The sequence below is a fragment of the Kribbella sp. NPDC058245 genome (assembly GCF_042882005.1).
Lineage (GTDB): Bacteria > Actinomycetota > Actinomycetes > Propionibacteriales > Kribbellaceae > Kribbella.
Genome location: NZ_JBHVWY010000020.1, coordinates 13,381 through 35,681 on the forward strand (window position 1 = coordinate 13,381; position 22,301 = coordinate 35,681).

Sequence of the window (22,301 nt, forward strand, 5' to 3'; positions counted from 1 at the left end):
GCTTAGGGTTGCGGCATGGTGATTCGGCTGAGCGAGCGGTGGCCGGAGGTCAGCTCGGATCGGCTGCTCTCCGAGTGTGTGCCGCCACCCCGCTTCGCGGAGGCCCGGTTCGCGACGTACCGGCCGAACCCGGACGAGCCGTCCCAGGCCGAGGCGCTCGCCGTACTGACAGAGCGCGCCAGGCACTTGGCCCAGCCCCGGCAGGCGCCGTCGCTGTGGTCACGCCTGCGTGGCGCCAAGGCGGAAGTCGGCAAGCCTGGCGTTTACCTGGACGGTGGGTTCGGGGTCGGCAAGACCCACCTGCTCGCCTCGCTCTGGCACGAGTCCGCCGGTCCGAAGATGTACTGCACGTTCGTGGAGCTCACCAACCTGGTCGGCGCCCTCGGACTCCGCGCGGCCGTCGAGGCGCTCTCGTCGTACCGGCTGATCTGTATCGACGAGTTCGAGCTCGACGACCCCGGCGACACGATGCTGATCAGCCGGCTGCTCGGTCAATTGGTTGCCGCAGGCGTCCAACTTGCCGCGACCTCGAACACGCTGCCCGACAAACTGGGGGAGGGCCGCTTCCAGGCCATCGACTTCCTCCGCGAGATCCAGGCGCTGGCCGCCAACTTCGACGTACGGCGGATCGACGGCCCGGACTACCGGCATCGCGGTCTGCCGGTCGCGCCCGAGCCGCTGACCGACGAGCAGGTCGAGCAGACAGCGGCCGAGCGGCCCGCGACCTCGTGTGACCACTTCGTCGACCTCCATCACCATCTGGCACAACTGCATCCGAGTAAGTACGGCGCTCTGCTCGACGGCGTACAGACGGTCGCGATCACCGACCTCCGCCCGCTCGACGACGAGAACGTGGCGCTACGGATGGTGGTTCTCGCCGACCGCATGTACGACCGCGACCTGCCGTTGCTGGCCAGCGGCGTACCGCTGGACCACTTGTTCTCCGCCGCGATGCTCAAGGGCGGCTACCGCAAGAAGTACCTCCGGGCCCTGTCACGACTGATTGCGCTCTCCCGATGAAGATCCTGCTGCGGTTCATCGGCTACGTCGGCGGCACAGCGGTTCTGGCGTACGTCGCGTTCCTCGTCGGTACGGCGTACTACGACCGGAACATGTGTGCAGGCGATGACACCACCGACTGCCTTGCCGCCCTCGGCGGATTCTTCTGGAGCATCGGCACGATCGCCGTCTGCCTGATCGCGGTCGTCGTGACCGAGGTCATCCGGTGGCGTCGACGGCGATCAGGTCCGTGATGGCGCTCCCGCTACCGGGTGAGCTGACCTACTAGAACAGGCTCTTCGGTCTGCGGGATGGGTTCAGCGAAGGCATCCGTCCCGTGCAGGTCGATCGTGGGCAGCAGCCGGTCCAGCCAGCCGGGCAGCCACCAGTTGGCGTCGCCGAGCAGCTTCATGGTGGCTGGGACCAGCACCAGCCGCACGATCGTCGCGTCCACGAGGACCGCGACGGCCAGGCCGAGGCCGAACATCTTCGCGGTCGGGTTGTCGCCCAGGACGAAGCCGGAGAAGACGGCGATCATGATCAGCGCGGCGGAGCTGATCACCCGGCCGGTGACGGCGATGCCACGCACCACCGAGGCCTGGTTGTCGCCGGATGCGAGGTACTCCTCCCGCACCCGGGAGAGCAGGAACACCTCGTAGTCCATCGACAGCCCGAACAGGATCGCGAACATGAACAGTGGGATGAACGGCAGGATCGGCAGCGGAGCCTCGACACCGATCAGCTCGGCTGCCCAGCCCCACTGGAACACCATCACCATCACGCCGAAGGACGCGCCGATCCCGAGCAGGTTCATCAGCGCCGCCTTGAGCGGCACCAGGATCGACCGGAACACGACTGTCAGCAGCAGGAACGACAGCAGCACGACCGCACCGATGAACAGCGGCAGCCGGTCGGCGACCCGCTCGCCGACGTCGGCAGCCCCGGCCGTCGCGCCACCGATGTGAGCCTTACTCTGCCCCAGCACGGCGGGGAACACGTCCGCCCGAAGTCGCCGGATGGTCTTGACGGTCGCATCGTCCTGAGGCCCGGTGGTCGGATAGGCGATCAGCGTGGCCACACCGGCGGTCCGGGTGGGCTCGGCGACGGCCGCGATCCCCGGGTCCGCGGCGATGGCGTCGCGGAGCGGCTGGACGACGTTCGGGTCAGCTGAGGTGTCGACGGCGATGACCAGCGGTCCGTTGGCACCGGGACCGAAGCCTTGGGACACCAGGTCGTAGGCCTGCCGCTCGGTACGTTGCTGGGGCAGGGTGCCCTCGTCCGGCGTACCGACGCGGAGATCGAGGGCCGGTGCGGCCAGGGCGATCAGTACTACGGCCGTGCCGGCGGCGTAGGCCTTGGCGTGCCGGGAGACGTGCTCGCCCCAGCGCTGCCAGCCCGAGGTCGCTGCTGAGCGGCGGTGCCCGAAGCCGATCCGGTTGATCCAGTGCCCGGCCAGGCCGAGGAAGGCGGGGAGCAAGGTCAGCGAGGCGATCACCATGATCAGCACGATGATCGAGACCGAGATCCCACCGGCGGTCAGGAACGGCACGTTGGCCACGGCGAGACCGAGGATGGCGACGACGACCGTGCCGCCGGCGATCACGACCGATTGACCGGCGGTGGCGACGGCGCGGCCCACCGACTCCTCGACCGGCAGCCCTTGCGCGAGGTACTCGCGGTGCCGGGTGACGAGCAGCAGCGCGTAGTCGATACCGACACCGAGACCGACCATGCTGCCCACCACCGGCGCCCAGGTGGGCACGTCGATCAGGTAGGTGACGAGTGCCAGCGAGCTGGTGCCGAGGCCGATGCCGAACAGCGCCAGCCCGATCGGGAGCCCCATCGCGATCACCGATCCGAACGCGATCAGCAGGACCAGGGCGGCCACGACCAGGCCGATCATTTCGCCGATGCCGGTCTGGGCTTCCTCGAAGGCGACGGCGAGGTCGCCGCCCATCTCGATCCGCAGTGGTGAGCCCGCGGCCGCCTGGTCGACGAAGGTCTGGAGGTTGTCCCGATCCGCGCCGGACAGCTCCTCGATCACCGGGTACTGCAGCCGGACGATCGCCACCTTGCCGTCCGGCGAGATGGTCGCCGGCCCGGCGCCGAGGACGTTGGGCAACTGTGCTGCCTTGGCCCGGACGCCGGCCAGCGCCGTTCGCGCCTGGTCGGAGTCGGTGAAGGTCGCGCTCTGGTCCAGCGGGGTCAGCACGACCTGGGCGGTCAGTCCGCCCTGGTTCGCGCCGGCCGATGTCAGCAGGTCGGTCGCCTGCTGCGAGTCCAGCCCCGGTACGGCGGCGCTGTTGTCCAGCTTCTGGCCGAAGAGCCCGGCGGCGGCGAGCACGATCCCGGCCAGCACGAGCCAGGTCCCGATCACCGTCAGCGGTCGGCGGGCGGCGTACCGGCCCAGTCGGTAAAGAGCGTGCGGCATCATTCGTGTTCCCCTTCGGTGGTCCCGGTGAATCCCGGTCCCAGCGTGGCGATCCGCGGCGGCCGGTACCTCGGGCGAAAGGCCGCACCTTCCTCGGCTGACCGGTCGACCGGCGCGCCGTACTTTCGGCTGGTACGCCGGGCGCTCCCGCTGTCTACGCTGAGGCCATGGCGACGAATGCGGTGCGAGCTCTCTGGCGTGAGCCGCGTGCGCCGCAGCCACCGAGACGGGTTTGGCGGGACTGGCTGCTCGTCGGGCTGCTGCTGCCGACGGCGATCCTCGAAGGCGTACTGCGGGCCGATGTCGTATGGCGTCCCGTCGCCATCGTGCTCGCGGTGATCGTCATCGTGGCGCTGCTGTGGCGGCGTACCCATCCGTTGACCGTGGTGGTGATCGCGTTCGGGGTCGCGATCCTCGGATCTGTGGTCGCCCTGGTCTCCGACCTGCCGCCGGTGGGTCTGAACACGATGGTCGCCATTGTGTTGTTGCCGTACTCGCTCACACGGTGGGGCTCCGGGCGGGAGGTCGGGGTGGGGTTCGTGATCCTCCTGACCGCCCTGGTGACGGGGACGGCCGCGGACTACACGGGGATCAGCAACGCCATCTTTGCCGGGGTGTTCCTGCTCTCCCCGGCGGCGATCGGTGCCGCGGTCCGGTACTGGTCGGCCACTCGGTCTCGCGAGCTCGACCGGATGAGACTGCAGGAGCGCGCCCAACTCGCTCGCGAACTGCACGACACCGTCGCGCATCACGTCTCGGCCATCGCGGTCCGTGCGCAGGCCGGCCGGGTGGTCGCGGCGTCGCATCCTGAGGCGGCGCTGGAAGCCCTGGCCGTGATCGAGGCGGAGGCATCGCGGACGCTCGCCGAGATGCGGTTGATGGTCGGTGCACTGCGGGCCGAGGAGGTGGCGGCGCTCGCCCCGCAACAGGGAGTGGCCGACCTCGAGTCGCTGGCCGGCAGCGTTGGGGACGGGCCTCGAGTCCAGGTGGAGTTGGCGGGAGACCTGACCGACCTGGGGTCACCGGTCGGGGCCGCGATCTATCGCATCGCCCAGGAGTCGATCACCAACGCGGCCCGGCACGCGCGGCACGCGACCCGCATCGACGTCCGGGTCGTCGGCGACGAGGAATGGATCCGGGTGACTGTGGACGACGACGGAGATGCCGGCTCGGCAGAGCGGAACCCAACGGGGTACGGGCTGATCGGAATGACTGAGCGGGCGACCTTGCTGGGCGGCACCTTCGTCGCCGGGCCCGGGGTCGAGCGAGGCTGGACCGTCGAAGCGGTGCTGCCGCGGACCGGGGTGGCGAGATGACCATTCGGGTGCTGGTCGCCGATGACCAAGAGATCATCCGCACCGGCCTGTCGATGATTCTCGGCGTACAGCCCGGGATCGAGGTGGTCGGCGAAGCCGCAGACGGCCACCAAGCGGTGGAAATGGCTCGCCGACTGCGGCCGGACGTCTGCCTGTTCGACATCCGGATGCCTGGGCTGGACGGGATCGGCGCGACCCGTGCGCTCGCCGGGCCTGGGGTTACCGATCCGCTGGCGGTGGTGGTGATCACCACCTTCGATCTGGATGAGTACGTGCACGGTGCGCTGAAGGCTGGTGCGCGGGGATTCTTGCTCAAGGATGCCGGGCCGGAGTTGCTGGTCCAGGCGATTCAGGCCGCGGCCGAGGGCGACGCGCTGATCGCGCCGAAGATCACCGCGCGGCTGCTTGCTGCGTTCTCCGACACCCGTCTCGGTCGGCCGACTGCGCAGCCGACCGAGCCGCTCACGGGGCGGGAGGAGGAGGTGCTGATCACGGTGGCCCGCGGCCGGACCAACTCCGAGATCGCCGCCGACCTCCACATCAGCCTCAGCACGGTCAAGACCCATCTTGCCGCCGTGATGACCAAGCTCGGCGCCCGCAACCGGGTCGAGATCGTCATGTGGGCTTACGAAACCGGCCGGATCAGCCGCTGACCTCCGCGGTCCCGGTCGCGTCATAGGGCAGGATGGGCGGATGGCGAAGCAGAAGAAGCAGAAGGCGGAGGAGGCCGGGGGGCTGCTCGAGCAGTTGCGTGTCCCCGCTGGCCCGGTGGACCTGACGACGTACGACACGCGGGCGACGACCGGGTTCGAGGGCGCCAAGGACGACGGCAAGCTCGCGCTGGAGACCCTCGGTGCCGAGGTGTCGGACTGGCAGGAGCGGCTGTTCGCCGAGGGCCGCAAGGGCGGAGAGCGCAGCGTTCTGCTGGTGCTGCAGGGGATGGACACGTCCGGCAAGGGCGGCGTGATCCGCCACGGCGCCGGACTGATGGACCCGCAGGGCCTGAAGATCACCTCGTTCAAGGCGCCGACGCCGGCCGAGAAGCGCCGCGGGTTCCTGTGGCGGATCCGGCAGGCCGTCCCGGGTCACGGGATGATCGGGATCTTCGACCGCTCGCACTACGAGGACGTGCTGATCGCGCGCGTCCGGAACCTGGTCGCGCCGAACGTGTGGGACCGGCGCTACGACCAGATCAACGAGTTCGAGGCCGAGCTGGCCGAGAGCGGCGTGACGATCCTGAAGTGCTACCTGCACATCTCGCACGACGAGCAGAAGGCGCGGCTCGAGGAGCGCCTCGACAACCCGACGAAGTACTGGAAGTACAACCCGGGTGACGTCGACGAACGCCAGCTCTGGCCGGACTACATGGACGCGTACCACGCGGCGATCGAGCGCTGTAACACCGATCAGGCGCCGTGGTTCGTGATCCCCAGCGACCGCAAGTGGTACCGCAACTGGGCTGTCACCACCCTGCTCCTGGAGACGCTGAAGGGCCTCGACCCGCAGTGGCCGGCGGCCGACTTCGACGTCGACCAGGAGAAGAAGCGCCTCGCCGCGACCTGACGCTCAGCCCTCCGGATCGATGTCGTGCTTGCGAAGCAGGTCGCGCAACCGTGCGACCTGCTCGTGCAGCCGCTCGTTCTCGTCCAGTACGGCGTTGAGCTCGGCGATCAGGTGATGCCGCCGCCCGTACGACGTCCAGCCCGCATCGCCGGCGACCATCGCGGCGACTGCCTCCTGCGACCGCTGGCGGCGATCGATCCGCCGCTCGGCCTGACTCCGTACGTCGGCGATCTCGACGCCGAGCCTGGAGAGCACCTGCGCGGCGACACCGTCGGTGTCCTTGAGCAAACCGAGCAGGAGATGCTCGGTGTCGATGTTCTCCGAGTCGAGCCGCCGTGCTTCCGTGAACGACTCCTCGAGGATCGACTTGGCCCTCGGGGTGAACGGGATCGTCCCCTCTGGGGCGTGCTGGCCGCGGCCGACGATCTCGACCACGAGCTCTCGCACTGCCGGTGCGCTGACCGTGGACAGAAGCTTCCCGGCGCCGCCCTCAGGGACGTTGATCAGACCGAGCAGCAGGTGCTCAGTGCCGATGTAACTGTGGTCGAGCTCCCGGGCTTCGTCCTGCGCGAGGATGACCACCTTGCGCGCCTGCTCTGTAAACCGTTCGTACATAGTGACTCGCCACCCCATCCACTCGTCGATCGCTGATTCCAATGCCTCGTCGAAGCCGAGCTGCTGTTCGAGCGTGGCCTCGAACTCGCCGCGCTGCATTCGTTCGCGAACGAAGTCGGCCACGCCGGTCGAGTCGCCGGCGGCGACTCGGTCGAGGAGTTCGTCGACCTCCTCGACAGGTTCGAGCCGGAGGTCGGTACGATTCAGCGCGGTGAACTGAAGCACCACCGCGACAGCGACCACTCGATTCGCGCCGCGGAACGGGCGGCCCCGGACCAGGCCGGCGAGCAGGACCGCGGTCGCCTCGGCCAGTCCGGCTGTACTGCGAACGTCGGCCAGCACGCGCTCGACCGCCTCGAGGTCGGTCCGGCGGACCGCCTCGGCGGAGTCGCAACGCAACACGCGCGCGGCGACGGCCAGGACGTCGTACAGGTCGAGGTAGCGCATCAGCCGTCCCCGCGGAGGCGGCGCAGGGACTCCTCGTGCCGGGTCAGGTTCTCCTCGAGCAGACGGCTGAAGTCGCTGTCCGCACGGCGCCGGTCAACCAGCTCGGCGATCGCTTCGCGCGCGACCTCCGACACCGATCGCCCTTCGACCGCCGCAATGGTCTGCAGCCGTTCAGCCAGCTCCGGGTCGAGCCGGAGCAGGATGTTCTTCGTCGCCTCTTTCGCCATGCCCACCAAGATAGCGTGATATCACGCTATCTCGGTAGGGCTGGGGTCAGGCGGACTGTACGAGGACCGGGCGCGGGGCCGGGGCCAGGGTGAGCAGGTCGAGCCCGGCGACGCCGTACCGGAGCAGGACCAGGCGGGCGACCTCGGCGCTGACGCCGAGGGGGCGCGAGACCGCGACCGCGCCGGCCTTGCGGGACATCGACTCCGCGCGGTCCGGCAGGACGCCGGGCGCGAGGAACAGCGAACCGACGGCGACGTGCCGACGGCCCTCGAGCCGGTACTGCAGGACGGCCTCGGCCGGCGACGGCGTGGCGGCGCAGACGAACGCGGCGGTGACGGGCAGCTTGTGCCGCTGGCCCCACAGGCGGGCCAGGCGGGTCACGCTGGCGTTGGCCTGGGAGTCGCTGGAACCGGCTGCCGCGAGCACGAGCGCGTCGAGTTCACGCACCCGGCCGTCCTTGAGCTCGGCGCGCATCCGGCGGTCGAGGACGTCCAGCAGCGAGTCGTCGTACCCGAGCACGTCGGAGGCGATGATCTGCAGGTTCGGGAACCGGTTGCGCGACTCGTCGATCACGGCCGGTACGTCGATCCGGGCGTGGAACGCGGACGACATCAGCAGTGGCAGGACGACGATCTCTTCCACACCCTCGGCGGCGAGCTTGCCGATCACCTGGTACGGCGTGGGCGGGCAGTGGTCGAGGAAGGAGGCTTCGATCCGCAGGTCGTCACGCATCTCGCGCAGGCACTTCACGAGTGAGTGGACGGTGGCAGCCGACCGTGGGTCGCGGCTGCCGTGGGCGAGGATCACGAGAGCTGGAGCAGTCACAGCAGTTCCCCTTCTTCGTCGTCGATCATGCCTGCCGCCAGCGTCCATCCGTCGTGGGCGTCGATCAGCAGGAAGGATCCAGTGATGGTGTTACTGGAGTACGGGTCGGCAGCAAGGGGAGCAGCGATTTTGAGCTGCACCTTGCCGATGTCGTTCAGATCCAGCCCGGCGGCGTCGATGACGCCGAGTGAATCCAAGTCGAGCACCCCGGTGATCTTGGTGACGATCGCCTGGGCCGTTGTGGTGGTGTGTTTGATGAGCAGCCGGGCGCCCACGGTCAGTGGGCGTTCCGACAGCCATGCCACGGTTGCGGAGAGTTCCCGGCGGGTGCCGGGGGAGGAGTCGGCCGCGACGATGACCGAGCCGCGAGCGACGTCGATGTTGTCGGCCAGCCGCACGGTGACCGCTTCACCGGCGACCGCGGACGGTCGTTCGGCGACCGCGGTGGCCGTCGCGGACACAACCGCGCGATCGATGCCGGCGACCGTCGTACGGCGGCCTGCCGGGAGCACGATGACCTGGTCGCCGACCGTGACGGTGCCGGAGGCAACGGTTCCGGAGTAGCCGCGGTAGTCGCGGTACTCGTCGTCGGTCTGGGGGCGGATCACGTACTGGACCGGGAACCGCAGCGGGCTGGCGGAGATGTCGGACCGGCCGGTCGCGGTCTCGAGGACCTCGAGCAGCGCGGGACCGTCGTACCAGGGTGTGTTCTGGGAGTGCTCGACGATGTTGTCGCCGACGAGCGCGGAGACCGGGATGGTCTTGAGGTCGGCGATGCCGAGCTTGTCGGCGAGCTGCCCGACCTCTTTGGCGATGCCGGTGTAGACGGCCTCGTCGTAGTTGACCAGGTCGATCTTGTTGACCGCGAGGACGACGTGCGGGACCCGCAGCAGGCCCATCACGGCGAGGTGCCGGCGGGTCTGTTCCAGTACGCCGTGCCGCGCGTCGACCAGGATGATCACGACATCCGCGGTGGAGGCGCCGGTGACGGTGTTGCGGGTGTACTGCACGTGCCCGGGGCAGTCGGCCAGGATGAACGAGCGCTTGTCGGTGGCGAAGTACCGGTAGGCGACGTCGATCGTGATGCCCTGCTCGCGTTCGGCGCGCAGGCCGTCGGTGAGCAGAGCGAAGTCGAAGTCACCACCGCGGGCCTCGGAGACCGTCTTCACGTGCGCGATCTGGTCGGCGAGGATCGCCTTGCAGTCGTGCAGGAGCCGTCCGACCAGAGTGGACTTGCCGTCATCCACGGATCCCGCAGTCGCAAGCCTGAGAAGAGTGCTCATCAGAAGTACCCCTCTCGTTTGCGGTCTTCCATGGCGGCCTCGCTGGCCCGGTCGTCGGCGCGGGTCGCGCCGCGCTCGGTGATGGTGCTCGCGGCAACCTCCACGACGACCTCGGCGGCGGTCGCCGCGGTCGAGGCGACGGCGCCGGTGCAGGACATGTCACCGACGGTGCGGTAGCGAACGGTGCGCTGGGCAACGGTCTCGCCGTCGCGCGGCTGCGAGTAGGGGCCGACGGCAAGCAACATGCCGTCGCGCTCGAACACGTCCCGCTGGTGGGCGTAGTAGATGCTTGGTAGCGGGATGTTCTCGCGGGCGATGTAGTTCCAGACGTCCAGCTCCGTCCAGTTGGACAGCGGGAACACCCGCACGTGCTCGCCCGGCTTGTGCTTGCCGTTGTACAGCGACCACAGCTCGGGGCGCTGGTTGCGCGGGTCCCACTGGCCGAACTCGTCACGCAGGCTGAAGATGCGCTCCTTGGCCCGGGCGCGCTCCTCGTCGCGGCGGCCGCCGCCGAAGACCGCGTCGAAGCGGTGCTCGTTGATTGCGTCCAGCAACGGCACGGTCTGCAGCTGGTTCCGGGTACCGTCCGAGCGCTCCCGCAGCCGGCCGTCGGCGAGGTAGTCCTCGACCTTGGCGACCTCGAGCCGCAGCCCCAGCTGGGCCACGGTCGTGTCGCGGTAGTCGAGCACCTCGGTGAAGTTGTGCCCAGTATCGACGTGCAGCAACGTGAACGGCACACCGGCCGGCGCGAACGCCTTGCGGGCCAGGTGCAGCATCACGATCGAGTCCTTGCCGCCGGAGAACAAGATCACCGGGCGCTCGAACTCCGCCGCCACCTCACGGAAGACAAAGATGGACTCGCTCTCGAGTGCGTCCAGCTCGGTCACCGTGTTGGTACTCAGGGGAGCCTCCAGTGCTCGGGGCGGTGGGGCGGGGAAGGTATCCAGGACTGCGGTCATGTGTGGAGCCCGCATTCGACCTTGCCCGTGCCCGACCAGCGGCCGCTGCGCGGGTCCTCACCGGGGGCGACGCGCTGGGTGCACGGTTCGCAACCGATCGACGGGTAACCGTCGTACTGGAGCAGGTTGACCAGTACGCCGTTGTCGCTGATGTAGGTATCCAGGTCTTCCTGGGTCCACGGGGCGATCGGGTTCAGTTTCACCATGTCGCGCTTCTCGTCGTACTCGACGACGGGAGTGTTCGCGCGGGTCGGCGCCTCCTCGCGGCGGATGCCGGTAACCCACGCCTTGTAGTGCGACAGGTGCCGGTTCAGCGGCTCGACCTTGCGGAGTGCGCAGCACTGGTCCGGACGACGCTCGTACAGCTTCTCGCCGTACTCGGCGTTCTGCTCTTCGACAGTCTGCAGGGGAGTGGCGTTGATGAGGTTGATCGGCAGCATCTGCGCGACCGCATCGCGGGTGCCGATGGTCTCGACGAAGTGGTAGCCGGTGTCGAGGAAGAGCACGTCGACGCCGGGAGCCGCCTCGGCCGCCAGGTGGGGGAGTGCCCCGTCTGCCATCGAAGCGGTCACCACGAGGTCGTCCCCGAAGGTCTCCCGCGCCCACGCCAGCACTTCCTGTGCCGAGGCGTCGGCTAGTCGAACGTTCGCCTCCTCGGCGAGCGACTTCAAGTCAGTACTCATTCGACATTCACCCGCAACCCGATCATCTTGAGCGAAAACACCCGTGCACACGGCCGGCACTCCCACGCGCCATGGCCCTCTTCGGAAGGACGAAGGTCCTCGTCCCCGCAATAGGGGCAGTAGAGAGGGGCAGCACGTTCACTCATGTCAACGCCTCCTGATCCGCACGGGTGGCCCACTGGGCGAAGCGCTCTCCCTCGGTGCGCTCCTTCAGGTAGTTCTGGGTGACGCGCTCGACGTAGTCGGTCAGGTCGTCGGACGTGACCTTGTGGCCGCGCAGCTTGCGGCCGAAGCCGGCGTCCAGGCCGAGGCCGCCGCCGAGGTGCACCTGGTAACCGGGTACTTGGTTGCCGCTGGCATCCATCACGAGCTGACCCTTGAGGCCGATGTCGGCGACCTGGATCCGGGCGCAGGAGTTCGGGCAGCCGTTGACGTTCACCGTGATCGGTACGTCGAGGTCGGGGATCCGCTCCTCGAGCTCGTCGATCAGCTGGGCCGCGCGGGCCTTGGTCTCGACGATCGCCAGCTTGCAGAACTCGATGCCGGTGCAGGCCATCGTGTTCCGCCGCCAGGCCGACGGCCGGGCCTGGAAGCCCAGCGCGGCCAGCGCCGCCACCAGCGACTCGACCTTCGACTCCTCGACGTCCAGCACGATCAGCTTCTGCTGGGCGGTGGTCCGGATCCGGTCCGAGCCGTGCGCCGCGACGACGTCCGCGACCTTGGCCAGCTTCTCGCCGGAGACGCGACCGACGACCGGCGCGACACCGACGAAGTACTTGCCGTCCTTCTGCTTGTGCACGCCGACGTGATCGCCCTGGACGGCGGGAATCTCGGGCGCGGGTCCGTCGATCAGCTTCCGCTTGAGGTACTTCTCCTCGAGAACCTCACGGAACTTCTCGATACCCCAGTCCGCGACCAGGAACTTGATCCGCGCCCGGGTCCGCAGCCGGCGGTAGCCGTAGTCGCGGTAGATGCTGCAGATACCCCACCAGGCCTCGTGCACCTCGTCGAGCGGCACCCACGCGCCGAGCCGCTGCGCGAGCATCGGGTTGGTCGACAGCCCGCCGCCGACCCAGACGTCGAAGCCCGGGCCGTGCTCGGGGTGCACCACGCCGACGAACGCGATGTCGTTCACTTCCGGTACGACGTCGTGCGACGGGTGACCGGTCATCGCGGTCTTGAACTTCCGCGGCAGGTTCGAGAACTCCTGGGTACCGATGTACTTCTCGACGATGTCGTCGATGGCCGGGGTCGGGTCGATGATCTCGTCCGCGGCGATGCCGGCCACCGGGCTGGAGATGATCACCCGCGGCACGTCACCGCAGGCCTCGGTCGTGTACAGGCCGACGGCCTCGAGCTGCTGCCAGATCGCGGGCACGTCCTCGACCCGGATCCAGTGCAGCTGGATGTTCTGCCGGTCGGTGATGTCGGCGGTGTCGCGGGCGTACGTGGTGGAGATCTCGGCGATCACCCGGAGCTGCTCGGTGCTCAGCTGGCCGCCCTCGATGCGGACCCGGAGCATGAAGAACTTGTCGTCGAGCTCTTCGGGCTCGAGCGTCGCGGTCTTGCCGCCGTCGATCCCGGGCTTGCGCTGGGTGTACAGCCCCCACCAGCGGAAGCGGCCGCGCAGGTCGGCCGGGTCGATCGAGTCGAAACCGCGGTGCGCGTAGACGTTCTCGATCCGGGCCCGGACGTTCAGGCCGTCGTCGTTCTTCTTGTTCTCCTCGTTCTTGTTCAGCGGCTCGCGGTAGCCGAGGGCCCACTGACCCTCGCCCTTGCCCTTACGGGGGCGGGGCGCCTTGGCGGGGGGAGCAGAGGTGACGCCAGTCATCCGGCAGGTGTCCTTGTCGTTATGACAGGTGCGTCCGCCGCAGGGGGGATCGAAACGTCGTCGGTTCGATGCGTCTGCGCGGTGCGCACCCAGCGGTGATCGGGGAGATCAGGGGGCCTCGAGCAGGCCCGGCGGGGTGGCTGTCAGAACATCGAAGGACAACAGATGGCGCTGCGCATCCGCCCGAGGTCGACATGAATCCGACCTACGAGGTGAGTGGAGCGGGCAGCGAGCATGTTCACAAGAGTCAGCGGGAACGGCCGACAAATCAACCCATCATCCTGCATCGCGAGATGCGATCTCACGATGTGGCTATCTCCACCAGTCTGGTGGGAATTGTTCCACGCCTGAAATCGTGCAGGCAATGGGACTTGTACAAGCAATCTTGTCTAACTACCCTGGACGGCATGTCACCCAAGAGGGCCCGCACGCCCGGAGCATCCCGGGTCCAGGCCGTGGATCATCCGCTACGGCGCCGCCTGCTCGACCTCCTGGCCGTCGACGGGCCGTCCACCGTCTCGATTCTGGCGGCCACCACGGGGGAGATGGTCGGCAACATCAGTCATCACCTCAAGGTGCTCGCGACCGCCGGGGTGATCGAGGAGGTCCCCGAGCTGGCGAAGGACAAGCGCGAGCGGTGGTGGAAGAGCGTCTGGTCGTCGTACTCGTGGCGTCTCGGCGATGACGAGCCGGGCGCGGAGCTGATCGGCGGGGTGGCCGAGGAGAGCAATGTCACGTACCGCGCCGCCAAGGTCCGGGACTGGGTTGCGCGCCGCCCGGAGTACGGCACGGCGTGGGCCGAAGCGGAGCTGACGCTCGATGTCTGGCTGCGCCTGACGCCGGAGCGGCTGGCCGAGCTCCGAGGCCGGTTGCAGGACGTGCTCGAGGAGTACGTCGACCAGCCGTCGACCGAAGCGGAGGCGGAGCCGGTGTATCTGTTCGCCCAAGGAGTGCCGGCGCAGCCGTAAGCCCTGTACTTTTCCTCGGATCAACAGGAAACTTTCCTAACTGTTGATGGAGGAGGTCGTGGTGAAGGCGTTGTGGCGGGTGGGGTCGGTTCTGATGGCGGCGGGGCTGGTGCTGGGCCTGGTCGGTCCGGTCGAGGCCGCGACCGGGGGTGCGGTGCGGGTCAATCAGCTGGGGTACGGCGCCTTCGACGGTAAGGCGGCGTATGTGCTGAGCCAGGGTGCTGTGACCGGTCGTGCCTTCCGGGTGGTGGACGACCGCGGCCGGCAGGTGCTGACCGGGCGCGTCGGCACTGAACTGGGGGAGTGGAACGCGAAGTACCAGCACGTGTCCGCGCTGGACCTCTCACGGTTGTGGGTGCCGGGGACGTATCGGGTCGAGGTGCCAGGGGTTGCGTCGTCGCCTGCTTTTGTCATCCGGGCTGATGGGGATGCGCTGGCGACGTCGGCGAAGGACAAGGCGGTGACGTTCTTCACCGAGCAGCGGGACGGCGCGAACGTCGTACCGGGTTCGCTCGGGCGCAAGCCTGCGCACCTGACGGATCGGTCCGCGTCGGTTTATGAGACACCGACGTTCGTCGATCCGGAGACCGATCAGACGGTGGGGGAGTTGCGCCGGATCGGTGCTCCGGTGGATGTCGAGGGCGGCTGGTACGACGCCGGCGACTACCTGAAGTTCACGCACATCGCGGCGTACTCGGAATCGTTGCTGTGGGCATCGACCCGGGATGCGCGGCAGCCGGATAGCAAGGTACTGAACGAGGCTCGGCACGGGCTCAACTGGCTCGACAAGATGTGGGACGAGCGGTCGAAGACCCTCTACATCCAGGTCGGCGTCGGGACCGGGAACGCCGAAGAGACGTTCATCGGCGACCACGACATCTGGCGGCTGCCGGAGGCGGACGACCACCTGACCGCGCCCGCGGAACGTCACCTGCGCAACCGGCCGGTGTTCCGCGCCGCGGCGCCGGGGAAGCCGATCAGCCCGAACCTGGCCGGCCGGACGGCGGCCGCTTTCGCGCTCGCGGCGCAGGTCGAGGCGCGGACCGATCGCAAGCTGGCTCGCAAGCATTTGGAGACCGCGGCGCAGATCTATGCGATGGCCAAGACCACTGGGGTCGGCCAGTTGGTGACGTCGCTGCCGTTTGCCTTCTACCCAGAGTCCGCGTGGCGCGATGACCTCGAGTTGGGCGCGACTGAGCTGGCGCTGGCGGCTCAGCGGTTGGGCGATCGGCGAGCATCCGGTTGGGTGCGGCAGGCGTCGTACTGGGCTGATCAGTATCTGCAGCACGAGGCTGGAGGCGACACGCTCAACCTGTACGACGTGAGCGCGCTGGCGCATGCGGACCTGATCCGCGCGGCGCGGCCGGACCGTCCGTTGGTTCGCAAGCTGACGAGTGATCTGCGGGCGCAGCTCGAGATCGGGGCCAAGCGGGCGGCCGGTGATCCGTTCCGGGCGGGAGCGCAGTACGCCAACTTTGACGCCGTACCGCACACCTTTGGCCTGTCCGCGACCGCGCGCCTCTACCACAAGGCGACGGGCGACCGCCAGTACGACGCCTTCGGTGCGCAGCAGCTCGACTGGGCGTTCGGGGCCAACGCGTGGGGTGTGTCGTTCATGGTCGGCGTCGGCGCGAACCCCGGGCGCTGCCCGCACCACCAGATCGGCAACATCACCGGCCGCCAGGTCGTGGGTGCCGTCGTCAACGGGCCGAACTCGGCGGAGCTCTTCGAGGAAGGACTCGGGGACAACCTCGACGGCATGAACCCGTGCCCGGCCAACGGCGTCGACGCCTACGCCGAGTTCACCGGCCACGGCTCGCGCTACGTCGACGACGTCCGCTCCTGGCAAGCCTCCGAACCCGCCGACGACTTCGCCGCCATCGCCGTCTACGCCCTCACCCGCTAGGAGCTGTACCGACGGACGGGTAGTGGTCGGCCTGTGGAGGTACCCGCACGATGCTGGTAGGCGGGGCAGCGCGGCCCAGCGGTGACCTCTACCCGTTCTTCGGTACACGTCTACAGTTGCGGGGTGCTGAGTGCGGGGGAGATCGCGGCCGGGGTTCAGGCGGGTTCGCTGGATGCCGTTAAGGTGATCGAGGAGGCGCTGGAGGCTGCTCGGCGGTTGGATCCGGTGCTGCATTTTCTGGAGGAGCTGGATGGTGAGCGGGCGCTTCGGCTGGCGAAGGAGGTTGATCCCTCCGGGGCGCTGGCTGGGGTGCCGTTCTTGGTGAAGGCTCGGACGCCGCCGGAGTCGCCGATCCTGGAGCGGTTGCTGGCGGCGGGAGCGATTCCGATCGGTACGGCGACGCGGGCGCGACCGGGTCCCGGCTCGCAGACGTATGGGTGGAACGGGTCTGAGTACACACGGAACCCGTGGGATCTCACGCGGTCGTCAGGTGGGTCGACGGCTGGGGGAGCGGCGGCGGTCGCGGCGGGCGTCGTACCGCTGGCGACTGGTGGGGATAGCGGTGGGTCGCTCAGGATTCCGGCGTCGTTCTGTGGGCTGGTGGGATTCAAGGGGACGCTCGGCCGAGTGCCGCGCGCTGTCGGGCGGGCCCTGGGTGGGTTGACGACCGCTGGGGTGATCGGCGCGAACCTGGACGACGTGATGCTGGCGACGAGCCTCGCGAGTGGACCGCATCGGCTGGATCCGACCGCGTTGCCGCATTGGCCGGTGCCGATCCTTGCCGACGGCCCCTTTCGGGTCGCCTACCTGTCTAGCCTCAGTGCGTACGCCGTGGATCCGGGCGTCGACCGGGTTGTGCGCGACTGCTTGTCAGTCGTCGAGGTGGTCGACGTACCGCTCGAGCTGCTCCCGACGGACGACGCATGGCAGGCGTTGTCCGCACTGGATGCCGGACGCGGGGTCAACGCGGCAGAAGCCTCTTGTGCCCGCCAAGTGCGGGACCGGAACAACACAGCGCTTGCCGATCTGTTCGATGTCGTCGACGCACTCGTCACACCCACGACGCTGACCGTTGCCCACGGCTACGACCAGTACAACGAGAACATCATCGTCGGCGATCCGTGCTGGGCCTTCAACGTGACCGGGCATCCGGCGGTGAGCGTGCCGGCCGGACTCCTCGACGGGCTTCCCGTTGGAGTGCAGGTCGTCTCTCGGTACGGCGACGATGCGACCGCGCTGGCCGTGGCCAAGCAGTTGATGGTCAAGCTTTAGCGCGGGTGTTCGGCGCGCCAGTCCTTCATGGTCTGCTCGAGATCCGCGTGCACGAAGCTGAAGAAGTCGGCGGCCTCGGAGAGCCGGCGGCCGACGGTCGTGTCGGTGCCGAAGAGGCTCGCACCGTAGCTGCTGCTGGCGGCCCACTCGGTCAGCGCCTGGTTGCGGCGTTCGAGAATCGCGGCGAAGACGTCCTCGCGAATCCGGTAGTGGTCCTTGCGCGAACCGGGCATCCGCTCCCGCGAGATGAACGACATCTGGATCAGTTGCCGGACCGCGCCGGAGACCGCGGGCTGGCTGATCTTGAGGGTGTCGGCCAGTTCTGCCGCGGTCATGGTGCCATCGGGACTGACCAGCATCCGGCCCATCACCCGGGCCGACATCGTCGGTACGCCGCTGTTCGCCATCACACCGGCGAAGCGTTCGACGTACTGACTGATCTCTTCCGGAGTGGGCGCCATGATTGAACCTTACACAAACCAGCGCCCGCTCCACGGCTTGTGGAACGGGCGCTCGTGAGGGCTGTCAGCTGAGCTCGAGACCCGGGTAGAGCGGGTGCTTGTCGAGGATCTCGGCGGAGGCTGCGCGGGTCTTGTCGGCGACGCCGTCGGCCAACACGTACTTGGCCTTGGACGGCGCACCGGCGGCCGTATTGGTCGGTGTGGTGGCGGACAGCACGTCCACGATCAGCTCGGCGACCTTGTCGAACTCGTCGGCACCGAACCCGCGGGTGGTGAGTGCCGGCGTACCGATCCGGACACCCGAGGTGTACCAGGCGCCGTTCGGGTCGCGGGGGACCGCGTTGCGGTTGGTGACGATGCCCGCGTCGAGCAGCGCCGACTCGGCCTGGCGGCCGGTGATCCCGTACGACGAGACGTCGAGCAGGACCAGGTGGTTCTCCGTACCGTCCGTGACGAGCTTGACGCCACGCTTCATCAGACCCTCGGCGAGGGTGACCGCGTTGTCGGCGACGGCCTGCGCGTAGGTCTGGAACGACGGCTGGCGGGCCTCGGCCAGCGCGACCGCCTTGGCGGCCATCGTCTGGCTGAGCGGGCCACCGAGGACCATCGGGCAACCGCGGTCGACGGACTCGGCGAACTCCGGCTGGCACAGCACCATGCCGCCGCGCGGTCCGCGCAGGGACTTGTGCGTGGTGGTCGTGGTGACGTGCGCGTGCGGTACCGGGTCGAAGTCGCCGGTGAAGACCTTGCCCGCGACCAGACCGGCGAAGTGCGCCATGTCGACCATCAGGGTCGCGCCGACCTCGTCGGCGATCTCGCGCATCTTGGCGAAATTCACCTTGCGCGGGTAGGCCGAGTAGCCGGCGATCAGGATCAGCGGCTTGAACTCACGGGCCTTGCGCGCGACCTCGTCGTAGTCGAGCAGGCCGGTCTCGGCGTTGGTGCCGTAGGAGTGCTGGTTGAACATCTTGCCGGAGATGTTCGGGCGGAAGCCGTGCGTCAGGTGACCGCCGGCGTCCAGCGACATGCCGAGCATCTTCTGGTCGCCGAGCGCCTTGCGGAGCTTGGCCCAGTCCTCGTCGGACAGGTCGTTGACGTGCTTGGCGCCGACCTCGGCCAGCGCCGGGGACTCGATCCGCTGGGCGAGGATCGCCCAGAAGGCGACCAGGTTGGCGTCGATCCCGGAGTGCGGCTGGACGTAGGCGTGCGGGGCGTTGAAGAGCGCCTTGGCGTGCTCGGCCGCGGCGGTCTCGACGGTGTCGACGTTCTGGCAGCCGGCGTAGAAGCGGTGCCCGACGGTGCCCTCGGCGTACTTGTCGGACAGCCAGTTGCCCATCGTCAGCAAGGTGGCGGGGGAGGCGTAGTTCTCACTCGCGATCAGCTTCAGCGAGGAGCGCTGGTCGGCCAGCTCGGCCTTGATCGCGCCCGCGATGGTCGGCTCGACCGAGGCGATCACCTGCAGGGCGTTGTTGTACGCGGCCGACGCCGCGGCGGCGTCGAAGGGTTGGTGAGTCATCGAAGTCTCTCCTGCGGTTGCAGTGGGTCGAAGGCACCCAGGCGCACGGTGCCGACGGGTTTCGCTCCCCGGTGGTTCTCCACCTTCAGCGCGCCAGTCGCGACAGCGGTCAGCCTATCGTGCGCTCGACGATCTCCCGGAACGGTGTCGTTCGCGGAAGTGTCCCGAACACGCCGCCCCAGTCCCCGGCCAGTCGCGACGCCACGAACGCGTCCGCCACCGCGGGCGTCGAGTACCGCACCAGCAGCGACGCCTGCAGGCACAACGCCATCCGCGCGGCCAACCGCCGCGCCCCGGCCTCAGCCCCCTCGATGTCGGACAGCGCCTGCAGTACGTCGCTCACTGCCGCGTCGAGCCGGTGATCAGCACCCTGCGCCGCCCCAACTTCCAGCAGCCACGCCTCCAACGACTCCGGCCGCCGGAGCGCCCGCAGGACGTCGAGCGCGTTGACGTTGCCCGACCCTTCCCAGATCGAGTTCAACGGCGACTCCCGGAAGAGCAGCGGCAGCCCCGACTCCTCCACGAACCCGTTCCCGCCGAGACACTCCAACGCCTCAGCCACCATGAACGAGGTCCGCTTACAAACCCAGAACTTCGCCAAGGGAAGCGCGATCCGCCGGAACGCCCCGGCGCGCTCATCACCTGACGCCGAGGCGTCGACCGCCGCGGCCAGACGCATCGCGAGAGCGGTTGCTGCTTCGCTCTCGATCGCCAGGTCCGCCAGGACGTTTTGCATGGCGGGTTTGTCGACCAGGAGGCTGCCGAAGGCGGAGCGGTGCTGGGCGTGCCAGGTGGCTTCGACGAGGGCTCTTCTTTGCAGGGCGGCGGAGCCCAGGACGCAGTCGAGGCGGGTGGCGGCGACCATTTCGATGATCGTCCGGACGCCGGCGCCTTCGTCACCCAGGCGGTAGCCGATGGTGTTGTGGAACTCGACCTCGCTGGACGCGTTGGAGCGATTGCCGAGTTTGTCCTTCAGCCGTTGCAGGGCGAACGTGTTCCGGTTGCCATCAGCAAGGACTCGCGGTACGACGAAACAGCTCAGCCCGTCCGGCGCCTGCGCGAGCACCAGGAACACGTCGACCTGCGGCGCCGAGCAGAACCACTTGTGCCCGTTCAGCAGGTACTCCTCGCCCGTAGGCGTCGCCGTCGTCAGGTTGGCCCGGACATCGGATCCACCCTGCTTCTCGGTCATCCCCATCCCGGCCAGCACGCCACGCTTGGCTGCGCCGGGCAACCGTCGTACGTCGTACTGGGTCGCGGCCAACTGCGGAACCCACTCGGCCGCGAGGCGCTCGTCAGCCCGCAACGCCGGTACGGCGGCGTACGTCATCGAGATCGGGCAGCCGTGGCCCGGCTCGACCTGCGACCAGACGTAGAACCCGGCCGCCCGCGTCAGATGCGGCGACGGCCGGTCACTCGTCCACGGCGCGGCCTGCAGCCCGAACCCGACGGCCTGCTCCATCAACCAGTGCCACGACGGGTGGAACTCGACCTCGTCGATCCGGTTCCCGTACCGGTCGTGGGTCCGCAGAACCGGCGGATACTGGTTCGCCGGGAGAGCGTGAGAGAGCGCTTCCTGCGATCCCGCGAGCTCTCCGATCCGGACCAGACCAGGGTCGTCCGCGAGGTCGGCGTACGGGCGCAAAGCGGCACCGAGCGCCGCGTCCCGGGTGAAGAAGTTCACCCCTTGCAGTGGGGGAGCCTGATTCGTTACAGCGTTTGGGTCCGCCATATCAGTACGGTAAGCGGTATGGCACGTTCAGGGGCAGGGCCCGCGAGTGGGAGCTCGGTCTCCTTGGCATGGGTCCGCAAGATCCCCTCGACGATCTGGAAGCTGCTCACCCAGACGGTCGGGGAGTGTCTGCGCTACCGGGTCACCGGGCTGGCCGCCGAGGGAGCGTTCTTCGCGATCCTCTCGCTGCCGCCGCTGATCTTCGGTCTGGCCGGAAGCCTCGGGTACATCAGCCGGTGGCTCGACGTCGTCCAGATCGCGAAGATCAAACTCGAGATCGCGGAGCTCGCCGCGAGAGCGCTCACCGACGACTCCGTGAACAGCGTCATCGTGCCGACCTTGGACAAGGTGCTGAACGGCGGCCGGCCCGACGTCATCTCGATCGGGTTCGTGCTGGCTCTGTGGTCGGGCAGCCGGGCGCTGAACGTCTTCGTCGACACCATCACGATCATGTACGGGATGGGCGGCAAGCGCGGCATCGTCCGGACCCGCGCGCTGTCCTTCACCCTGTACAGCGTCGCCCTGATCATCGGCGTGATCGTGCTTCCACTGGTGCTGGCCGGGCCGGAGGCGGTCGACCAGATCCTGCCCGCCCGCCTGGACTTCCTGAACCAGCTGTACTGGCCGGTCGTCACGATCCTGTCGGCGGGCTTCCTGAACACGCTCTACCACGTGTCCGTACCGGTCCGGACGCCGTGGGTCTCCGACCTGCCGGGCGCGTTCCTGGCGCTGTCGATCTGGATCCTCGGCAGCTTCGTGCTCCGCTGGGTCCTGCAGAGCACCGTCGGCGGTACGTCGATCTACGGTCCGCTCGCGGCACCGATCGCCGTACTGATGTGGCTGTACATGACGACGATCGCCGTACTGATCGGTGCTGCTCTGAACGCGGTCGTGAACCGGCTGTGGCCGGCCAGGACGCAGGAGCCGCCGCTGCCGAAGTTCGCGGACGACGACGAGATCGAGCCGGTGATGAAGGCCGAGCCGGAGCCACACCACCACGATGAGCCGGACCACGCAGGGGTACCGGACGGGCACGAGCGGCCCGAGCTGCAGATCGCGCGCAAGATCGAGAAGCTGGCCGAGCCCTTGCCGGAATCCTTGCCCTCGTCGGAGCCCGCGCCCGCGCCCGCGGCGGCCAAGGCTGAGGCCGAGCCGCCGAAGGCAGAGGTGACCCCGGCGACGGCCCCCGACGAAGAGCCGGCGACGGCGGGAACCGAAAACCCGGTGCGCACGACGAATCGGACGACATAGGCTGGTCGCGTCGCG

20 protein-coding genes and 1 riboswitch are annotated in these 22,301 nt (G+C 68.5%); of the genes, 9 read left to right on the top strand and 11 right to left on the bottom strand.

Translation table 11 applies throughout. The features are described from left to right. Window positions 1-15: 15 nt before the first annotated feature. Window positions 16-1,020, top strand: a complete 1,005-nt coding sequence (gene zapE, locus ACFVWG_RS35665) for a cell division protein ZapE (RefSeq protein ID WP_391547896.1) — start codon at window positions 16-18, stop codon at window positions 1,018-1,020. Then, the gene (locus ACFVWG_RS35670) at window positions 1,017-1,253 is read left to right on the top strand and encodes a hypothetical protein (RefSeq protein ID WP_391547897.1); all 237 of its coding nucleotides are present in this window, start codon (window positions 1,017-1,019) and stop codon (window positions 1,251-1,253) included. The genes zapE and ACFVWG_RS35670 overlap by 4 nt, the downstream gene beginning before the upstream one ends. 11 nt (window positions 1,254-1,264) lie before the next feature. On the opposite strand, the gene ACFVWG_RS35675 is transcribed toward ACFVWG_RS35670, so the two are convergent. After that, a complete protein-coding gene (locus tag ACFVWG_RS35675) occupies window positions 1,265-3,430 on the bottom strand; it encodes an MMPL family transporter (protein ID WP_391547898.1) in 2,166 nt (721 codons plus the stop codon). Window positions 3,431-3,597: 167 nt separating this feature from the next. Between ACFVWG_RS35675 and ACFVWG_RS35680 the strand changes: the two genes are divergently transcribed. From ACFVWG_RS35680 to ACFVWG_RS35690, 3 genes are read left to right on the top strand one after another with little or no spacing between them, the layout of a single operon-like run. Beyond that, window positions 3,598-4,746 carry a sensor histidine kinase gene (locus ACFVWG_RS35680; RefSeq protein WP_391547899.1) on the top strand — a complete coding sequence of 383 codons (1,149 nt, stop codon included), beginning with the start codon at window positions 3,598-3,600 and terminating at the stop codon, window positions 4,744-4,746. Next, entirely contained in the window at window positions 4,743-5,399 is a 657-nt protein-coding gene (locus tag ACFVWG_RS35685; protein WP_391547900.1) for a response regulator, read from the top strand. Before ACFVWG_RS35680 ends, ACFVWG_RS35685 begins: the two co-directional genes overlap by 4 nt. Before the next feature lie 40 nt (window positions 5,400-5,439). Next, window positions 5,440-6,309, top strand: coding sequence for a PPK2 family polyphosphate kinase (locus ACFVWG_RS35690; RefSeq protein WP_391547901.1), 870 nt, complete (start codon window positions 5,440-5,442; stop codon window positions 6,307-6,309). A gap of 3 nt (window positions 6,310-6,312) precedes the next feature. Here the strand turns inward: ACFVWG_RS35690 and ACFVWG_RS35695 are convergent, their stop codons facing one another. The 7 genes from ACFVWG_RS35695 to ACFVWG_RS35725 form a co-directional block, all read right to left on the bottom strand. Further along, on the bottom strand, window positions 6,313-7,371 hold the full coding sequence (locus tag ACFVWG_RS35695) for a Clp protease N-terminal domain-containing protein (RefSeq protein ID WP_391547902.1): 1,059 nt from the start codon (window positions 7,369-7,371) through the stop codon (window positions 6,313-6,315). Continuing rightward, window positions 7,371-7,598, bottom strand: coding sequence for a CopG family ribbon-helix-helix protein (locus tag ACFVWG_RS35700; RefSeq protein WP_391547903.1), 228 nt, complete (start codon window positions 7,596-7,598; stop codon window positions 7,371-7,373). Before ACFVWG_RS35700 ends, ACFVWG_RS35695 begins: the two co-directional genes overlap by 1 nt. Window positions 7,599-7,644: 46 nt before the next feature. Next, window positions 7,645-8,424, bottom strand: coding sequence for a sirohydrochlorin chelatase (locus tag ACFVWG_RS35705; RefSeq protein ID WP_391547904.1), 780 nt, complete (start codon window positions 8,422-8,424; stop codon window positions 7,645-7,647). Continuing rightward, window positions 8,421-9,707, bottom strand: a complete 1,287-nt coding sequence (locus tag ACFVWG_RS35710; RefSeq protein WP_391547905.1) for a sulfate adenylyltransferase subunit 1 — start codon at window positions 9,705-9,707, stop codon at window positions 8,421-8,423. The genes ACFVWG_RS35705 and ACFVWG_RS35710 overlap by 4 nt, the downstream gene beginning before the upstream one ends. Then, window positions 9,707-10,666, bottom strand: a complete 960-nt coding sequence (gene cysD, locus ACFVWG_RS35715; RefSeq protein ID WP_391547906.1) for a sulfate adenylyltransferase subunit CysD — start codon at window positions 10,664-10,666, stop codon at window positions 9,707-9,709. The genes ACFVWG_RS35710 and cysD overlap by 1 nt, the downstream gene beginning before the upstream one ends. Continuing rightward, window positions 10,663-11,349 carry a phosphoadenylyl-sulfate reductase gene (locus ACFVWG_RS35720; protein ID WP_391547907.1) on the bottom strand — a complete coding sequence of 229 codons (687 nt, stop codon included), beginning with the start codon at window positions 11,347-11,349 and terminating at the stop codon, window positions 10,663-10,665. Before ACFVWG_RS35720 ends, cysD begins: the two co-directional genes overlap by 4 nt. Before the next feature lie 142 nt (window positions 11,350-11,491). Next, window positions 11,492-13,180, bottom strand: a complete 1,689-nt coding sequence (locus ACFVWG_RS35725) for a nitrite/sulfite reductase (RefSeq protein ID WP_391547908.1) — start codon at window positions 13,178-13,180, stop codon at window positions 11,492-11,494. Between the two features lie 407 nt (window positions 13,181-13,587). Here ACFVWG_RS35725 and ACFVWG_RS35730 point away from each other — a divergent pair, with 407 nt between their 5' ends. The 3 genes from ACFVWG_RS35730 (at window position 13,588) to ACFVWG_RS35740 (ending at window position 17,326) form a co-directional block, all read left to right on the top strand. Next, window positions 13,588-14,148: a winged helix-turn-helix domain-containing protein gene (locus tag ACFVWG_RS35730; RefSeq protein ID WP_391547909.1), complete on the top strand. Its 561-nt coding sequence runs from the start codon at window positions 13,588-13,590 to the stop codon at window positions 14,146-14,148. A gap of 46 nt (window positions 14,149-14,194) precedes the next feature. Then, window positions 14,195-16,054: a glycoside hydrolase family 9 protein gene (locus tag ACFVWG_RS35735; protein ID WP_391547910.1), complete on the top strand. Its 1,860-nt coding sequence runs from the start codon at window positions 14,195-14,197 to the stop codon at window positions 16,052-16,054. A gap of 123 nt (window positions 16,055-16,177) precedes the next feature. Then, on the top strand, window positions 16,178-17,326 hold the full coding sequence (locus ACFVWG_RS35740; protein ID WP_391547911.1) for an amidase: 1,149 nt from the start codon (window positions 16,178-16,180) through the stop codon (window positions 17,324-17,326). Here ACFVWG_RS35740 and ACFVWG_RS35745 read toward each other — a convergent pair. The 3 genes from ACFVWG_RS35745 to ACFVWG_RS35755 form a co-directional block, all read right to left on the bottom strand. Beyond that, the gene (locus ACFVWG_RS35745) at window positions 17,323-17,787 is read right to left on the bottom strand and encodes a GbsR/MarR family transcriptional regulator (RefSeq protein WP_391547912.1); all 465 of its coding nucleotides are present in this window, start codon (window positions 17,785-17,787) and stop codon (window positions 17,323-17,325) included. The genes ACFVWG_RS35740 and ACFVWG_RS35745 overlap by 4 nt on opposite strands. Before the next feature lie 64 nt (window positions 17,788-17,851). Further along, entirely contained in the window at window positions 17,852-19,303 is a 1,452-nt protein-coding gene (locus ACFVWG_RS35750; RefSeq protein ID WP_391547913.1) for a glycine hydroxymethyltransferase, read from the bottom strand. 28 nt (window positions 19,304-19,331) lie between these two features. Further along, a riboswitch (ZMP/ZTP riboswitch) is annotated at window positions 19,332-19,414 on the bottom strand. Beyond that, window positions 19,413-21,035, bottom strand: a complete 1,623-nt coding sequence (locus ACFVWG_RS35755; RefSeq protein ID WP_391547914.1) for an acyl-CoA dehydrogenase family protein — start codon at window positions 21,033-21,035, stop codon at window positions 19,413-19,415. Its footprint overlaps the riboswitch before it by 2 nt. 18 nt (window positions 21,036-21,053) lie before the next feature. Here ACFVWG_RS35755 and ACFVWG_RS35760 point away from each other — a divergent pair, with 18 nt between their 5' ends. After that, entirely contained in the window at window positions 21,054-22,286 is a 1,233-nt protein-coding gene (locus tag ACFVWG_RS35760) for a YihY/virulence factor BrkB family protein (protein ID WP_391547915.1), read from the top strand. Window positions 22,287-22,301 lie beyond the last annotated feature (15 nt).

What these genes read in the sequence shown, in the direction of transcription:
- zapE (WP_391547896.1), top strand. Translation starts at nt 16, where the DNA reads ATGGTGATTCGGCTGAGCGAGCGGTGGCCGGAGGTCAGCTCGGATCGG.
- ACFVWG_RS35670 (WP_391547897.1), top strand. Translation starts at nt 1,017, where the DNA reads ATGAAGATCCTGCTGCGGTTCATCGGCTACGTCGGCGGCACAGCGGTT.
- ACFVWG_RS35675 (WP_391547898.1), bottom strand. Translation starts at nt 3,430, where the DNA reads ATGCCGCACGCTCTTTACCGACTGGGCCGGTACGCCGCCCGCCGACCG.
- ACFVWG_RS35680 (WP_391547899.1), top strand. Translation starts at nt 3,598, where the DNA reads ATGGCGACGAATGCGGTGCGAGCTCTCTGGCGTGAGCCGCGTGCGCCG.
- ACFVWG_RS35685 (WP_391547900.1), top strand. Translation starts at nt 4,743, where the DNA reads ATGACCATTCGGGTGCTGGTCGCCGATGACCAAGAGATCATCCGCACC.
- ACFVWG_RS35690 (WP_391547901.1), top strand. Translation starts at nt 5,440, where the DNA reads ATGGCGAAGCAGAAGAAGCAGAAGGCGGAGGAGGCCGGGGGGCTGCTC.
- ACFVWG_RS35695 (WP_391547902.1), bottom strand. Translation starts at nt 7,371, where the DNA reads ATGCGCTACCTCGACCTGTACGACGTCCTGGCCGTCGCCGCGCGCGTG.
- ACFVWG_RS35700 (WP_391547903.1), bottom strand. Translation starts at nt 7,598, where the DNA reads ATGGCGAAAGAGGCGACGAAGAACATCCTGCTCCGGCTCGACCCGGAG.
- ACFVWG_RS35710 (WP_391547905.1), bottom strand. Translation starts at nt 9,707, where the DNA reads ATGAGCACTCTTCTCAGGCTTGCGACTGCGGGATCCGTGGATGACGGC.
- cysD (WP_391547906.1), bottom strand. Translation starts at nt 10,666, where the DNA reads ATGACCGCAGTCCTGGATACCTTCCCCGCCCCACCGCCCCGAGCACTG.
- ACFVWG_RS35720 (WP_391547907.1), bottom strand. Translation starts at nt 11,349, where the DNA reads ATGAGTACTGACTTGAAGTCGCTCGCCGAGGAGGCGAACGTTCGACTA.
- ACFVWG_RS35725 (WP_391547908.1), bottom strand. Translation starts at nt 13,180, where the DNA reads ATGACTGGCGTCACCTCTGCTCCCCCCGCCAAGGCGCCCCGCCCCCGT.
- ACFVWG_RS35730 (WP_391547909.1), top strand. Translation starts at nt 13,588, where the DNA reads ATGTCACCCAAGAGGGCCCGCACGCCCGGAGCATCCCGGGTCCAGGCC.
- ACFVWG_RS35735 (WP_391547910.1), top strand. Translation starts at nt 14,195, where the DNA reads ATGGAGGAGGTCGTGGTGAAGGCGTTGTGGCGGGTGGGGTCGGTTCTG.
- ACFVWG_RS35745 (WP_391547912.1), bottom strand. Translation starts at nt 17,787, where the DNA reads ATGGCGCCCACTCCGGAAGAGATCAGTCAGTACGTCGAACGCTTCGCC.
- ACFVWG_RS35750 (WP_391547913.1), bottom strand. Translation starts at nt 19,303, where the DNA reads ATGACTCACCAACCCTTCGACGCCGCCGCGGCGTCGGCCGCGTACAAC.
- ACFVWG_RS35755 (WP_391547914.1), bottom strand. Translation starts at nt 21,035, where the DNA reads ATGGCGGACCCAAACGCTGTAACGAATCAGGCTCCCCCACTGCAAGGG.
- ACFVWG_RS35760 (WP_391547915.1), top strand. Translation starts at nt 21,054, where the DNA reads ATGGCACGTTCAGGGGCAGGGCCCGCGAGTGGGAGCTCGGTCTCCTTG.